12 protein-coding genes are annotated in these 14,958 nt (G+C 63.3%); 9 read left to right on the top strand and 3 right to left on the bottom strand.

Translation table 11 applies throughout. The features are described from left to right. The first annotated feature begins 170 nt into the window (after positions 1-170). The 9 genes from BMY91_RS15415 (at position 171) to BMY91_RS15375 (ending at position 10,141) form a co-directional block, all read left to right on the top strand. Positions 171-758 (top strand): DinB family protein, encoded by a 588-nt coding sequence (locus BMY91_RS15415; RefSeq protein ID WP_090823412.1) that lies wholly within the window; start codon positions 171-173, stop codon positions 756-758. Between the two features lie 65 nt (positions 759-823). Continuing rightward, the gene (locus BMY91_RS15410) at positions 824-1,804 is read left to right on the top strand and encodes a phosphodiester glycosidase family protein (protein WP_090823410.1); all 981 of its coding nucleotides are present in this window, start codon (positions 824-826) and stop codon (positions 1,802-1,804) included. Continuing rightward, entirely contained in the window at positions 1,801-2,964 is a 1,164-nt protein-coding gene (locus BMY91_RS15405; RefSeq protein WP_090823408.1) for a bifunctional glycosyltransferase family 2/GtrA family protein, read from the top strand. The genes BMY91_RS15410 and BMY91_RS15405 overlap by 4 nt, the downstream gene beginning before the upstream one ends. Further along, on the top strand, positions 2,964-3,656 hold the full coding sequence (locus tag BMY91_RS15400; protein WP_090823406.1) for a DUF4956 domain-containing protein: 693 nt from the start codon (positions 2,964-2,966) through the stop codon (positions 3,654-3,656). The genes BMY91_RS15405 and BMY91_RS15400 overlap by 1 nt, the downstream gene beginning before the upstream one ends. Beyond that, positions 3,653-4,441, top strand: coding sequence for a polyphosphate polymerase domain-containing protein (locus tag BMY91_RS15395; protein ID WP_090823404.1), 789 nt, complete (start codon positions 3,653-3,655; stop codon positions 4,439-4,441). Before BMY91_RS15400 ends, BMY91_RS15395 begins: the two co-directional genes overlap by 4 nt. A gap of 56 nt (positions 4,442-4,497) precedes the next feature. Then, a complete protein-coding gene (locus tag BMY91_RS15390; RefSeq protein ID WP_090823402.1) occupies positions 4,498-6,072 on the top strand; it encodes a carbohydrate-binding domain-containing protein in 1,575 nt (524 codons plus the stop codon). 200 nt (positions 6,073-6,272) lie between these two features. Continuing rightward, entirely contained in the window at positions 6,273-7,226 is a 954-nt protein-coding gene (locus BMY91_RS15385; RefSeq protein WP_090823400.1) for a family 43 glycosylhydrolase, read from the top strand. 121 nt (positions 7,227-7,347) lie between these two features. Then, entirely contained in the window at positions 7,348-7,848 is a 501-nt protein-coding gene (locus BMY91_RS15380) for a sensor histidine kinase (RefSeq protein WP_254779823.1), read from the top strand. A 106-nt stretch (positions 7,849-7,954) separates the two neighbouring features. Continuing rightward, entirely contained in the window at positions 7,955-10,141 is a 2,187-nt protein-coding gene (locus BMY91_RS15375; RefSeq protein ID WP_090823398.1) for a transglycosylase domain-containing protein, read from the top strand. Here the strand turns inward: BMY91_RS15375 and BMY91_RS15370 are convergent. Genes BMY91_RS15370 through BMY91_RS15360 form a run of 3 tightly spaced genes read right to left on the bottom strand, consistent with a single transcriptional unit; the run spans position 10,110 to position 14,958 of the window. Then, complete coding sequence (locus tag BMY91_RS15370; RefSeq protein WP_090823396.1) at positions 10,110-11,879, bottom strand: FAD-dependent oxidoreductase; 1,770 nt, start codon at positions 11,877-11,879, stop codon at positions 10,110-10,112. The two genes, BMY91_RS15375 and BMY91_RS15370, sit on opposite strands and share 32 nt — an antisense overlap. Then, positions 11,876-12,736: a sugar phosphate isomerase/epimerase family protein gene (locus BMY91_RS15365; RefSeq protein ID WP_090823394.1), complete on the bottom strand. Its 861-nt coding sequence runs from the start codon at positions 12,734-12,736 to the stop codon at positions 11,876-11,878. The genes BMY91_RS15370 and BMY91_RS15365 overlap by 4 nt, the downstream gene beginning before the upstream one ends. After that, entirely contained in the window at positions 12,733-14,958 is a 2,226-nt protein-coding gene (locus BMY91_RS15360; RefSeq protein ID WP_090823393.1) for an oxidoreductase, read from the bottom strand. Before BMY91_RS15360 ends, BMY91_RS15365 begins: the two co-directional genes overlap by 4 nt.

Genomic DNA, 14,958 nt, shown 5'->3' with positions numbered 1-14,958 from the left:
ATGGAAGGGAGGAATAAAGCAGTACCTTGTTACGTCCACGGCTGCGCGGGGCTTAGGCGAGACCGCGGGAATGCTGCGAGATCGCTGGTGGTGACCGGGGGTATTGGCACGTTTCCCGCGAACTCGGCGCCCGGGGCCCTTCGCCTTGCCCCTTGGGTAGAGTGCTGAGCATGGATGACAAAGCGATGTTGCTCGGCTATTTGCGGCTCCGCAGGGCGGACCTGCTCGGAAAACTGGACGGCCTGGGCGAGTACGACGCCCGCAGGCCCCTGACGCCCACAGGCACCAACCTGTTGGGCTTGGTGAAGCACGTGGCAAGCGTGGAGTTGGGGTATTTCGGGGAGACCTTCGGCCGGCCCAGTGGACTCGATCTGCCGTGGTTGGCCGATGATGCTGAACCGGATTCCGATATGTGGGTGCCGGTCACTGAGACCCGCAAACAGATCCTGGAGCTGCACCATTTCTCGGCCAAGCACAGCGACGAGACCATCGAATCCCTCCCCTTGGATGCGCCGGGTGTGGTGCCCTGGTGGTCTGAGGAAAAGAAGAACGTCACGCTTCACCAGATCCTGGTTCACATGTGCGTCGAGACAGCCCGCCATGCGGGGCATGCAGACATCATCCGGGAGCTCATCGACGGTTCCGCGGGACAGAGACCCGGCGATCCGAACATCCCCAGCCGCAACTCCGAAGAATGGGCAGCCCACCGGTATCGCATCGAGGAAGCAGCCCGCGAGGCCGATCGCCGCCACTACTGAACCTTCACAGCCCACGCATATGTTGGGCAAACCTCCGGCGTAGCCTTGCTCCGTAGAAATGAGGAATGACTCCTCCACAGACTGAACACCGTAAGGGCGGCCGGACACGGCGCGTCGTCGTCTCCGCCGTTCTGGCGGTCACTCTCTCTGCCGGGGGTGCCGCAGCCTGGGCCCTCGACCGATTCGTCATTCCGCACGCGCAGATCACCAATGTCTCGGAATACGAAGCCAGCCAGGCCGGAACAACCACGACCACGGATGAGACGTCCGCTGACACAGCGGCGAGCGCCGTGGTCACCGATACCTCCTACACCTCGGGCGACACTGGTGTCACCATCTCCACGGTGACCACCGGCAGCGGCGACGACACCGTCACCTACTACGTTGCCGACGTCGTGCTTGACGACGCCACCACCCTGAAGTCGGCGTTCGCCGAGGACACGTTCGGCGAGAACATCACGGAGAACACCTCCGCGATCGCCGAAGACCACAACGCAGTCTTTGCCATCAACGGCGACTACTACGGCTTCCGGGACACCGGAATCGTGATCCGCAACGGTGTGGTGTACCGGGACGAGGGCGCCCGCCAGGGACTCGCCTTCTACAAGGACGGCACCGTCAAGGTGTACGACGAGACAACCACCACTGCTGACCAGCTCATTGCGGACGGTGTGTGGAACACGCTCTCCTTCGGACCGTCGTTGTTGGACAACGGCCAGATCGCCTCCGGCATCGAGGACGTGGAGGTCGATACCAACTTCGGCAACCACTCCATCCAGGGCGAGCAGCCGCGCACGGCCGTGGGCGTGATCGATGAGAACCACTTGGTGTTCGTGGTGGTGGACGGCCGCAGCCCTGGTTACAGCGCCGGCGTCACCATGACCGGCCTGGCGCAGATCATGAAGGATCTGGGCGCCACCACCGCGTACAACATCGATGGCGGCGGCTCCTCCACCATGTACTTCAACGGTTCCCTGGTGAATAACCCGCTCGGCGACAACAAAGAGCGCGGCACATCAGACATCCTCTACATCGCCCAGTCATGATCATCCTCATACCGGCGTACGAGCCGGACCACCAGCTCATCACCCTCATTCAGAATCTTCAGGAAGCTGATCCGTGGCTCACCATCGTTGTGGTGGACGACGGCTCCGGGCCTGACTACCAGGACACGTTCGACGACGCCGCACGGCTTGGGTGCCATGTCCTCAGTTACGACGTGAACGGCGGCAAGGGCCACGCGCTGAAGAGCGGCTTCGCGTTCATCGCTGAGCGCTTCCCCGGCCATGACGTGGTCTGCGCTGACAGCGACGGACAGCATGGCGTGGCCGACATCCTTGCCGTTGCCGACCGTGTCCGCCATGTGACGGCATCGATGGTCCTGGGCTGCCGGAACTTTACCGGTGACGTCCCTGCCCGGAGCCGGTTCGGCAACACGGTGACGCGGTGGTTGTTCAGGCTTGCCACGGGCCAGCGGATCACGGACACGCAGACCGGGCTCCGCGGGTACAGGGCGGACATGATCCCCTGGCTGCTGTCGGTTCGCGGTCAGCGCTACGAATACGAGCTCAACCTGCTGTTGGAGGCGAAACAGGCCGGCTACGGGATCCACAGCATTGAGATCGCCACCGTCTACCTGGACGATAACTCGGGATCACATTTCCGCCCCGTGGCCGACTCGATCAGAATCTACGCGCCGCTGCTGAAGTTCCTTGGCTCGTCCTTGTCAGCGTTCGCGGTGGACACGGTGATGTTCCTGGTCCTCCTTGCCTCCACAGATTCCCTGCTGATTGCAGTACTTGGTGCCCGCGTGGTCAGTGCGTCCGTGAACTTCATGGTCAACCGGCGCCTGGTGTTCGAGCATGGCAAGGACACCTCGTTCCGGGCAGCTGCTACTGGATATGTGGCGTTGGTGCTGGTCCTGTTGACTGCCAACTACGCCGCGATGTGGACCCTCACTTCCTTGGCCGTCCCCGACTTGTTGGCCAAGCTCGTCACTGAGGTGGCCCTGTTGGGAGTCAGCTACGCCGTGCAGCACCGGTTCCTGTTCGTCCGCAAGGGACATGACGCGTCAACGGAGCGGCCCCTGCCAACTGAACCGGCCGCCGTCGAAACACACATCCCAGCCTTGGTCCCGGCACAGTTTCAACACAGCCTCACCGGGAAAAGTGGAGATCAATCCCCCAAGAGATTCCGGAGTAACTGATGAACACCATCATCCTCATCGCGGCAGACCTGGCCGCCATCACCATTTTGACGCTGGCCCTCTACCTCCGCCGGCACCGGCGCCGTGACCTGGTGGTTTCCTACCTTGGCATGAACGTCGGCGTCCTGGCCGTTGCCACGGCGCTGTCCGGTTCGGCCGCGGGTGTTGGCTTGGGACTTGGCTTGTTCGGTGTTCTCTCCATCATCCGGCTCCGGTCCACGGAACTCGCCCAGCACGAAGTTGCCTATTACTTCTCGGCGTTGGCGCTGGGCCTGATCGCGGGCATCGGAGTCGAGCCGCTCTGGCTGACGCTGTCCCTGATGGCCTTGGTCCTGCTGGTGATGTTCGTGGGCGACAACCCCCGGGTCCTCCCGGCCTACCGTCACCAGACCGTGGTGCTGGACCGGGCCATCAACAACGAGCCCGAGCTCTATGCCCGGCTGGAGGAAGTCCTCAACGGCACGGTCCACTCCGCCACTATCCAGGAGTTGGACATGGTCAACGACAAGACGATTGTTGATGTCCGGTACGCAGTCCGCCCCGCCCACCAGGATCTGTCCCAGCCACGGCACGCACAGCTTGGCTTCGACCAACCCGCCGGCGCACTGTCCCCGGCCCCGCAGGAACTGCCCACCCAGTCCGCGCAGCCAGCACCACAGCAGTCAGTGCCTACCTCGGCCGGTGTCGCATGAGCCGCATCGACGCCCAACCGATCATCCCGCAGCTGAGCCAGCTACCCGCCGTCGGACTTGAAGAACTCACCACGGAGGCCGCACTGCTGACCCGTGTGGACCGCAAGTATCTTGTTCCGTCGGCCACGGCACGGCGGATACTCACCACTTTCGGCGCCGAAGCCCGGGTCCTGGAAATGGAAGGGAAGCGGACCTTCGACTACGACTCCGTTTACTTCGACACCCCCGGTTTGGACAGTTACATGCTGGCCGCCCATGGCCGGCGCCGTCGGTTCAAGATCCGCACACGAACCTATGTGGACAGTGCCGTGAGCTTTTTGGAGGTCAAGACCGAAGGCGCCCGTGAGGCCACGGTCAAGGAACGCATCCCCTACGAGTTGTGCGACCGCGACCGCTTGACCGACGAAGGCTTGGCCTACGTCAACGAGACCCTCGCGGCCACCATCGGCGATGTCGCGTTCGGTCCGCTGGAGCCGGTCCTGTCCACCCGCTACGACCGCACCACCCTGTACCTCCCCGAATCCGGGAGCCGCGCCACCATCGACTCCGACGTCACCTGGCAGGCTCCTGACGGCCAGCCGTGGGTTCTGGACAATGCGGTGGTGGTGGAGACGAAATCCGGCTCCGCCCCCGGCCCCTTGGACCGGCATTTGTGGGCGCACGGGGTCCGGCCGTGCCGCATCTCCAAGTTCGCCACCGGCATGGCCGCCCTCCACCCCGAGCTGCCGGCCAACCGCTGGAACCAAACCCTTCGGCGCAGGATGCCCCTTCGCCCCCTGCACTGACTTCCCTCCGCTGACTTTCCCTCCAAAGACTCCCTCCACAGACCAAGGAATCAACCATGCGCTCCTTCCGCACGTCCCTTTCCGTTGCCGCCGTCGCCTTGGCGATCTCCCTTGCCGGCTGCTCCACGGCTGCCACCAGCTCAACCTCCACCGGCACCACGTCCAGCACCACCACCTCCACCCAGCAGGCCGTCACCGCCGCCACCATTGAGGAAGACACCCACTACGACAGCGACGACCTCACGTGGGATACCGCTGATGAAGTGGCCATCAGCCTGGCCGACGGCGGCAGCAAAGTGACGTCGTCGTCCTCCACCGGTGTGGCCGTTGACGGCAACACCGTCACTATCAGCGCCGCCGGAACGTACCGCCTCAGCGGCTCACTGGCAGACGGGCAGATCGTGGTGGCCGCCGGCGAATCCGATACCGTCCGGATCATCCTGGACGGCGTGGAATTGGGCAACTCGTCTGGCTCACCGTTCGTGGTGAAGAGCGCGGACGAGGCGATCGTGTATTTGCAAGATGGCAGCACCAACACCCTGACTGACGCCACCACCTATGCCGACCAGGGCGACGACGCTCCCAACGCAGCGCTCTACTCCATGGCCGACCTGACCATCGCCGGCTCCGGTTCCCTGACTGTCAACGGGAAATCCAACGACGGCATCGTTTCCAAGGACGGCCTGGTGATGGCCGCCGGCAAGGTCACCGTGGACGCTGTGGATGACGGCATCCGCGGCAAGGACTACACGGTGCTGTTGGATGGCGCCTACCAAGTTACTGCTGGCGGGGATGGCGTGAAAGCTGACAATGACACTGACGAGGGCCGGGGATGGCTGCTGGTCAGCGGCGGATCCCTGACGGTCAACGCCGGGGATGACGGAGTGAAAGCCTTCAATACGCTGACCGTCAGTGGCGGGACAGTCACCGTGGCCGAATCTGAAGAAGGATTGGAAGCACAGCACATTGCCATCACCGGCGGAGACGTCACTGTCACCTCCCACGACGACGGTGTGAATGCCTCCGGCGGTTCCTCCACTTCTGCGGATACGGGCGCTGCCGCTGGCATGGGCGGGCCCGGCGGTGGCGGGATGGGTGGTGGCGATACGGTGGGCGACTACACAGTGGACGTCTCCGGCGGAACGCTCACCATCAATTCCGAGGGCGACGGCCTGGACTCCAACGGAAACGCCACCATCTCCGGAGGCACCGTGGTGGTCAACGGTCCTACCAATGATGGCAACGGTGCACTCGATGTGAACGGTGATCTCACAGTCACAGGCGGAACGGTTGCAGCGGCAGGGAGCGCCGGCATGGCGGTGACACCCGGAACCTCGTCTACGCAGTCGGGCGTTCAGCTGACCTTCAACTCGTCCGTTTCGGCAGGCACTCCGGTGCACATCGTTGACTCGTCGGGAACTGTGGTTGCAACGTTCGTGACCACTAAGAGCATCGCGTCCCTGGTGTACTCGTCGTCAGCCATCGCCGACGGGGCAACGTACACCGTGTACACAGGGGGCAGTGCTGAGGCGAAGGCGGGCGTCACCGCCGGTTCCATCGATGGTGCAGAGGAACAGGGAACAGTCACTGCGGGCCAGTACAGCCAGGCTCAGGGTCCCGGACGCCGCTAAATTTTGTGGCAGACGAAATTCTGCTGGATCATCGCCCAGTTCACTCGAAGGAGACCTCGGAAATCCAGGGATCTTCAAGAGGGAGCAGGCGGATGATCCAGCAGAATTTCGCCACAGGAGGGGAACTTCGTTGACACACCCGGCTTCTGGTTCCTAGGCTTTCTGCTTGTTAGCGCTAACAAAACCCCGAGGGATCATTCATGAGCCACGCTGTGCCCGCCAAGTCCCCCATCTTCCGGGATCCGATCGAGGACGGCGCCGCGGATCCCACCGTGATCTACAACCCGCACGAGCAAGCGTGGTGGATGATCTACACCAACCGCCGCACCACCGTGCCGTTCGAGGACGGCCTCAGCTGGCTGTACGGTTCAAAACTGGGAGTCGCTTCCTCCGTTGACGGCACGCACTGGGACTACCGCGGAACTGTTCAGGGCCTCGATTTTGAGTGGGGGCACAACACTTTCTGGGCGCCGGAAATCTTTGAACACGCAGGAACCTTCCACATGTACGTCAGCTACATCCGCGGCATCCCTGCCCACGGCAACCCGCATTCCATGGAGATCCACCACTACACCAGCCCGGATCTCCTGGCTTGGACCCACCATGGCGTAGTTCCCCTGAGTTCCAACCGGGTCATCGATGCGTGCGTGCACCAACTCCCCGGCGGTGGCTTCCGCATGTGGTTCAAGGACGAAGTGCACGGCTCCGAAACCTGGGCGGCGGACAGCGCAGACCTCCATGACTGGACCGTTCGCGGGCACCTCCTGACCACTCCCACTGGCCACGAAGGACCCAATGTGTTCCAGCTGGGCGGTTGGTACTGGATGATCGTGGACACGTGGGCCGGGCAGGCGGTGTACCGTTCCGGGGACCTCGACTCGTGGGAGCAGCAGGGAACCATCCTGGCCGGGGCTATTGGAGAAACCTTCCGCCGGAGCGACGACGTTGGTCCGGGCCTCCATGCCGATGTGGTGGTCAATCAGGGCCGGGCATGGATCTTCTACTTCACCCACCCGGACCGCACGGACGGGAGCCATCCGACAGTCCAAAGCCGGCGGTCGTCGATCCTCGTGGCCGGGCTTACTGTCACTGACGGGGTCCTGCACTGCGATCGGGACGCGGACACCCGGCTGGTCCTGGGCCAACCATCGTAGGCAAGCTCCCCCAAACTTGATGCGAACTTGAGCAAATCGAAAAGGTTCCTTGATATAGCGGCGCGACGCTGGAAGCAGTCGAAGGACCAATACCGAGGGGCTTCGGCAACGAATCTCAAGTATGAAAGACATCGATGTGGGGGACGCAATGGAGCAGTCATCAGCATTAACCGAGGTGGTGTCCGTTAAGGGCATCATCCAGGACCAGCACCCCGTGGATTTCTACGCACTGGGCGTCGCAGGATGCATCGACCGGCTCGCTGCACCGCTCCGCCTCAACGGAGTGAAAGTGCACTGGCACACCCCGCATCACGGCATCGAGATCTCATCCTCGGCCGCCGCGCTGCTGTATCACGTGGCGCAGGAGACGTTCAGCAACACCCTCAACTACGCCAACGCCAGCGAACTCACCGTCCGGCTTAACGCCGTTTACCACGGTATCCAACTGACCATCGCGGATGACGGCGACGGCTTTGAAATCCACGCGGCCCCCAGCGGCAGGCGGCATGGCTTTGGGCTGTTGCTGATGTCCATTGCAGTGCACGACGCCGGCGGGACCGTTGACATCGACTCTGCGGTTGGACAGGGCACCAGTGTGAGGGTGACTCTGCCGCTGGATTGAGTCCGATTTGGGACCTTATTTGGGCTTCGAACCATGGCCCAACCGCGCAGCCAGACGTATTCTGTAGCTACTTTTCAGCCTGACATCCCGACGGAATGGCACGAAAATGGCGCACAACAAGGGTCCCAAGCTTGGTCTCGGCAAGGTCCTTCTACGGGTCTTCGGGTACTTTTTCATCAGCATTCTCTGCGGGGTGCTGATCTCCGGACTGGTGGTGCCTGTTGTTGCATTCACCAGCACCACTGTGGGCGGCTCAATCGGATTCTATGAGAGCCTGCCGAGCCAGCTGAACGTCGATTCCCCGTCACTTTCCAGCACCGTAGTTACAGCGGACGGCCAGCACATCGCCACGTTCTACGCCGAGAACCGGGTGAAGGTTCCACTTGAGCAGATGTCTCACTTTATCCGCGAGGCAATCGTAGCAATCGAGGACAACCGCTTCTACGATCACGCGGGCGTGGATGCGCAGGGCATCATCCGCGCGCTGAGTTCCAACCTGACCAAAGGAACGCGGCAGGGCGCCTCCACGCTGACGCAGCAGTACGTCACCAACGTGCTCAACGAGTCCCGCCTTTCCGAGGGGCGCCCCGAGGATGTTGTGCTCAGTGGCCAAAAAACCATGGGAGACAAGCTTCGCGAGGTCAAGCTCGCCTTGGAACTGGAAAAGCGTTTCAGCAAGGACCAGATCCTTGAGGGCTACCTGAACATCGTGTTCTTCAACCGCAATGCTTACGGTATCGAGGCCGCATCCAGGTACTTCTTCAGCACGTCCGCGAAGGACCTGACCCTTCCTCAAGCGGCGCTCCTTGCCGGCCTGGTCAATGGGCCGAGCATCTACGATCCGACGGTGGCTCCTGAGGGGGCGCTCAACCGTCGCAATCTTGTGCTGGACCGGATGCTGGAACAGGGAAAGATCACCGCTGTGGACCATGGGGTTGCGGTGGCAACGCCCATTGAACTGAACATCACCCCGTCCTTGCAGGGTTGCGCGGGCGCCGCCATTGCCACCTATTTTTGTGATTACGTCTCCCACCTGATTCTCAATGACGACAGGTACGGCTCAACGCTCAATGAACGTGAGCGGCTGCTCTACCGTGGTGGGCTGACCATCACCACCACACTGGACAGCAGGCTTCAGGCCGCAGCGCAGGCCCAGGTGGATGCCTCGGCCGGGGATAACCCGGACAAATGGGGAGCCGCCATGACCACAGTTCAACCGGGCTCGGGCAAGATCCTGGCGATGGCCCAGAACACCGTCTTCGTACCCCAGGAAGGGAAGTACGACACTCAGCTGAACTTCAATGTGGATGCCAAGGACGCAAACGGTTACGACCTCAACGGAGCCGGAGGATTCCAGCCCGGATCCACCATGAAGCCCTTCATCTACGCCGAATGGCTCAACGAAGGCAAAAATCCAACCGCGGTGGTGGATGCCTCGCGAAGGGTCTACCCGGTTGGCTTTCCATGGCGTGATAGCTGCGGCAGGGTATTGGGCGGCTACAGCACCGCCCAGAAGAACGCCAATTTGGGCGCTGACGACGACCTGCAAAACAACGATGCCGGGTATTACCGCGCCATGCCCATCAACTACGGCCTCTACAACTCCATTAACACCGCAACATTCGCCACGGCAGCCCAGCTGGACTTCTGCGGCATCCAAAAAATGGTGGATACCGTGGGCCTGCACAGCGGCCTGGACAACGCTCCGGTGAACATGCATCAGATCGGCAACTTGCTCGGTTCCATCGGCGTGGCCCCACTGATCCTCGCGAGCGCCTACGCAACCTTCGCAAACGACGGCACGTACTGTGCACCGATTGCCATTACGGAGATCAAGGATTCCCAAGGCAGGCAATTCGAGGCCCAAAAGCCGGAGTGCCGGGACGCCGTGAAACCGGCCGTGGCCCGCGGCGTGAACGCCGTCCTGCAGGACGTCCTCAAGATGGGCTCCGGCGTCTACATCAACCCCAAAGTCCAGAGCCAGGTCCCTGTGGCCGCCAAGACCGGTACGTCCAATAACAACGGGGCCACGTGGGTTGCCGGCTACACCACAACCCTGGCCACGGCGTCGTTCTTTGGAGACACGACGGCGGGACAGCAGCGGGCCGGTCAGAACGTCACCATCAACGGGAGGTTCTACAAGTCCTTGGACGGCTACATGATCGCCGGCCCGCAGTGGGCTAATTACATGATGGAAGCTACGGCCCTTTACCCCAGCGGGCCTTTCGCCGCTCCTGCTCCGCCGCCAGCACCGGCCCCGGTCACACCCGCACCTGCTGTGCCTCGGCGGTAGCCGTGTGGTCATCCTCGTAGGTGGACACGCCTGCGAGATCCCTTCCCGCGATGTAGCCGAACGTCAGCGCCGGGCCGAGGTTGATGCCGCCTGCCGGGTAGTGGCCGCCCATGACGTTGGCTTGGTCATTGCCGGCGACGTACAGACCGCCTATCACCTCGCCGTCGTGGTTAAGGGCCCTGCCGCGGCCGTCGGTATCCAGCCCGGCGAACGTCCCGAAGCTGCCTGGAACCACACGCACTGCGTAGAACGGCCCTTTTTCGATGGGGCCCAACGACGGGTTCGGCTGGTGCCGCGCGTCCCCGCCGTAGCGGTTGAAGGCGGTCTCACCACGGCCGAAGTCGGGGTCGACGCCGGCACGTGCGTTGGCATTGAACCTCGCCACGGTGTGGCGCAACCCAGCCGGATCGATGCCACATTTCGCGGCCAGTTCCTCGAGAGTCCGGCCCTTGATCAGGTAACCGGAGCGAAGGTAGGGGAACAGCGGAACGGGCAGCGGCTTGGCCATCCCCAGGGGGAAGCTGCGGACAAAACGGCTGTCCGCGATTTGCCAGGATTCCACGGTTTCGCCCTCAGGTGTGGCGGCCAGGAGTGCCTCAACATAGTCGTAGTAACCGTTTGCCTCGTTCACGAACCGCTTCCCATCCGCCCGGACGCCGATGCTGCCCGGTTTCGCGCGGTCCATGATGTGCGGGAACACCCCGGTGCTGCCATCGCGGTAAGGCACCAGCGATACCGGGCACCATGCGGCCGGTGACTTCACTGCGGTGGTAAAGCGTGCACCCACGGATTGGGCCAGGGTGATGCCGTCGCCGTTTGTCTCCCCCGGCGCCAGGGTCCAGTGCTCACGGCCCGTGGGCGTCTTGGGGAACAGCTCCTTGCGGCGCTGCACATCGTTGGGGAAGCCGCCAGAGGCCAGCACTACTCCGCGGCTCGCGTTGATCTGCAGGTCCCCTTCCGGGGAACGCACGACGGCGCCTGTCACCTTGCCGTTTTCGTCCTTGAGCAATGCTGTGGCCGGCGTGGAAACGCGGATGTCCACTCCGAGATGGTCCGCGGATTTCAGGAGCCGGCCGGTGAGGGCGGTGCCGTTGACCAGCTGCATATTGCGGCGGTGGACCAGTACGTCCAGGAGGTGGAATCCGAAGCGCCAGCCCGCATGGAAGAGTCCTTTGAGGTTGCCTTGCGACGCCGACAGGAACTTGCTGAGGTCCGGGCCGGCCATGATCCCCATCCCCAGGAACGAGGTTTCGTAGAGCTGGTGGCGCATTCTGGCGCGCACGGCTGGCCTGATGCTGCGGGCGTTCAGCGGTTTGGGGCCCACGGAACGGTTGCCCGTGCCGGCTCCGGGAAGCTTGCCGTAGATGTCGTTGATCTTGCTGCCGGGTACGAATTGCAGGGACGTCTTTTCATGGAAGAAACCCACCATGTGTGGGGCAGCTTCGAGGAAAGCATCCACTTTGTCGGCCTGGTAGTGGTCGCCGAGGACCTCGCGAAGGTACGTCCGGAAGGTATCTTTGTCCTCGCTGACACCCTCGGCTTTCGCCAATGGGTTACCCGGGGCCCACGCCCAGCCGCCGGACCAGGAGGTGGCGCCGCCGCACACACTGGCCTTCTCCACGACGATGACTTTCAGGCCGTGGTAAGCCGCAGTCACTGCAGCTGCGAGACCTCCGGCTCCTGAGCCAACTACCAGGACGTCGCAGTCCGCGGTGGGAAGTGGTGAAGTGCTGGTCATCGGTTGCTCCCGGTAAGTGCTGCGGCGTTGTTTGCTGATGTTACAAGGACGGAATCCGCCGCCGCTTTGAGGTGTTTGGCCCACGCCAGTTCGCCACGTGCGGCCGCTCTGCTGTTTGACGGTGTTTCGACGCTGACGGGGATGTCCGCAGGGAATGCCGCCACGAGGGCTGCGAGGCCGAATTCGCCTTCCCCCGGCACACCCCGTTCCGATCGGGATTCGGTGATCAAGGCCTCCCTGCTTGCAGGCGCGGCGGCAGGCCCATCGCAGAGTTGGATCAAGGGGACCAGGTCCGCAGCAGCTTCGAGTTCAGCTGCAGTGCCGCCGAAACGGTTGACATGGAGGGCGTCAACAACAATCCTGCAGCCCGCCCGCTGGGCCAACTTCAGTGCTTCAGGGACCGAGCGGACGGTTTGGTAGGCGATGGGTTCCAAGGTAGGCATGATGCCGTATGCCTTGCCGTCCTGTGTCATCTGCGCGAGGTGCTCTTCGAATCGGCCAAGGTCCGGATCTGCGCAGGCCACGGTAAGGCTTGATGCCCCCAACGCTTGACCCGCCTCCATCATGTGCAGCCAGGCTTCGCGCTGATCCTGCCCGTTCTGCAGGCCAGTACCGTCCAAGAGAAGGAACTCGATGTCTTCCACCGTGATGCCTGTATCGGCCATCCGTTCCAGAGTTTCCTTGAGCATCGGAGAGCCAGGCTGGAGGTTGTATGGCCGCTCGGTGGTGGTGACAGGACGGACGCGTGCTCCGATGAAGTCGAAGCCCGCCTGTGCCGCGATGCCCACCAAATCCGGCGGTGCGGTTCCGACGAGGGAGAGCTGGGCGATGCCGAGCCGTCGCTTTTGAGTGGTCACTTTCGGGCTCCGTTCAGGGTGAAGTCATGCTGGGTGTCGGCGAGGTCGCTGGAATGCTGCGAGTTCGCCGGAACTCTCGGGCGGTCTGACACCGTTCCCGCGAACTCGGCGGCGGGGAGGTCGGAAGCGGGGGTGAGGGCCAGGGCCGCTGCGATACGTTGGGCAGCGTCGTACCCGCTCTTGACCGCGTTGGACACGATGGCAGCTGTGGTATCGACGACGGTCCCGGCCAGTGCGACGGGCACCGACGCGGCGACGCTGAGCTCAGCTTCCCTTTGCTCCAGCGTGAGCGGACCGTCCAAGGGAAGCACTGATCGTGACACCAGCAACTCCCCCGGCGCTTCAACCCACTGGTCCTCAACACCCGCCTGACTGATCCGGACCCTGCTGCACCCAAACTCCCCGGAACCGTCAGACTCCCCAGCTCCGTCAAACTCCTCGATGGTGCTGGACAGGAAGATCCGTACCTTCGGGTTGGCTTCAAGCCGGGGTACCGCGAGGATCTTGGCCCGGCGTCCGGACTCCGGAGCCAGGGCTTCCTGCGGCCCGACAATCAGCACAGCAGTACCTCGTGCAGCAAGGGTGTCGGCCACGCTCATGGCCACCGAATCAGCACCCCAAATTGTCACAGCTGCCGGCACACTGGCCGCAGCCTCCGGCACACTGCCCACGGAACCGGGCGGGCCGGCGTCGAGATTTTCCGGATGCACTTCCAGAACCTCCGGGTGGGCGGTGAGCCAGTCCCGGATGTCAGAGACGCGGGGTGAGTCGCCGCCTATGAACCCTGGAGAGGGCCTGCGGCCACCTGTCGCAATGACCACTGCGTCCGCGGTGAAGTCACGGGCCAGCTTGCCGGCGTCGGACGTATCACCGTGGGCCGCCAACCGGACCTCCACACCCAGGCGTTCGTTTTCAGCCCCAGACCACTCGGCGAAGCGGTGGAAGTCCGGCGTCGAGTTCATGCGCTCGGCCAGGGCGAACTGCCCACCGGGCCGGACGCCGTGGTCCATCAGCGTCACGCGTGCACCGGCTTCGGCGAGTTCTCGCGCGGCGGTGAGGCCGGCCGGGCCTGCACCCACCACGAGTACCCGAGATGCCGGGCGAACGGCTGGCGTGGGAACCGGGACTCGTGAACGCCCAACCGCCGGGTTGACGGTGCAGGTGACCTGACCGAGGCCAAGGTTGTCTATGCACACGTTGCACGCGATGCACGGCCGGTAGCGGTCGCCGCGCAGAACGCCACCAACAAAAGCGGGGTCCGCGTGGATGGCGCGGGCCAGGCTGACGAAGTCGCAGGTGCCCTGGGACAGGACTTCCTCGATGATTTCGGGGCTGTTGAGCCGTCCGGCCATACCCAGCGGGAGTCCGAACTGGCGGTAGGCCTTGGCGTAGTCTGCAAGGATCCCGGGCTTCCACTCCCCTGACTGGACGATCCATTCGCCAGCGTCGTAGCTGCCCGCGGAAATGTCCAGGAAGTCGAGCTTCTCCAGGTGGGCTTTGGCGATGATGGCCACTTGCTGCTCAGCGCTGATGCCGTCTGCCGGGCCTTCCACTACCGAGACACGCATGCCCACGATCGTGTCCGGAACAGCCTGCCGAACGGCGTCGATGACCAGGTTCATGAAGAACTCCGGCGCCGCGAACTCGTCCGTTCGGTGGTTCGAAATGGGCGACATGAACTGGTGGATCAGGTATCCGTGGGCACCGTGCAGGTTGATGACGTCGAATCCGGCGGCAACCGCGCGGCGGGCCGCAGCCCCATAAGCTTCCACGAGTTCGTAGCACTCGGCGGCGGTGAGTTCCCGCGGAACCTCACCACCCGCCGTCGGGCATGGAACCGGCGACGGCGCGAGGTTCTTGAAGCCCGAAACTGCCGCTTGGGCGGTACGACCGCCGTGATTAAGTTCGACGGCGGCGAGCGCACCTTCTGCGTGCAGTGCATCGGTGAGTCGGCGGAGACCGGGGATCATGTCATCGGTGTGCAGGCCGAGTTGGTGGGTGCGCCCCTTACCATCGGCGCGGACGTAGGTGGCCTCCGTGGTGACCATGCCGAGGCCGGCCTTGGCGCGGGTGACGAGGTAATCGGTGTATTGCTCGGTGATAAAGCCATCCGTGGTGCCGTAGTTGCGTTCCATCGGGGCTGAAGCGAGGCGGTTGCGGAGGGTCTTGGGGGTACGTCCGTTGCGACCCAGGGTCAGTGGAGTTGCTGCTGAAGGGTTCAT

The organism is Arthrobacter sp. yr096 (assembly GCF_900108925.1).
Lineage (GTDB): Bacteria > Actinomycetota > Actinomycetes > Actinomycetales > Micrococcaceae > Arthrobacter.
The sequence above is the reverse complement of the archived record's forward strand: the minus strand, read 5'-3'. Positions and strand labels throughout refer to the sequence as shown.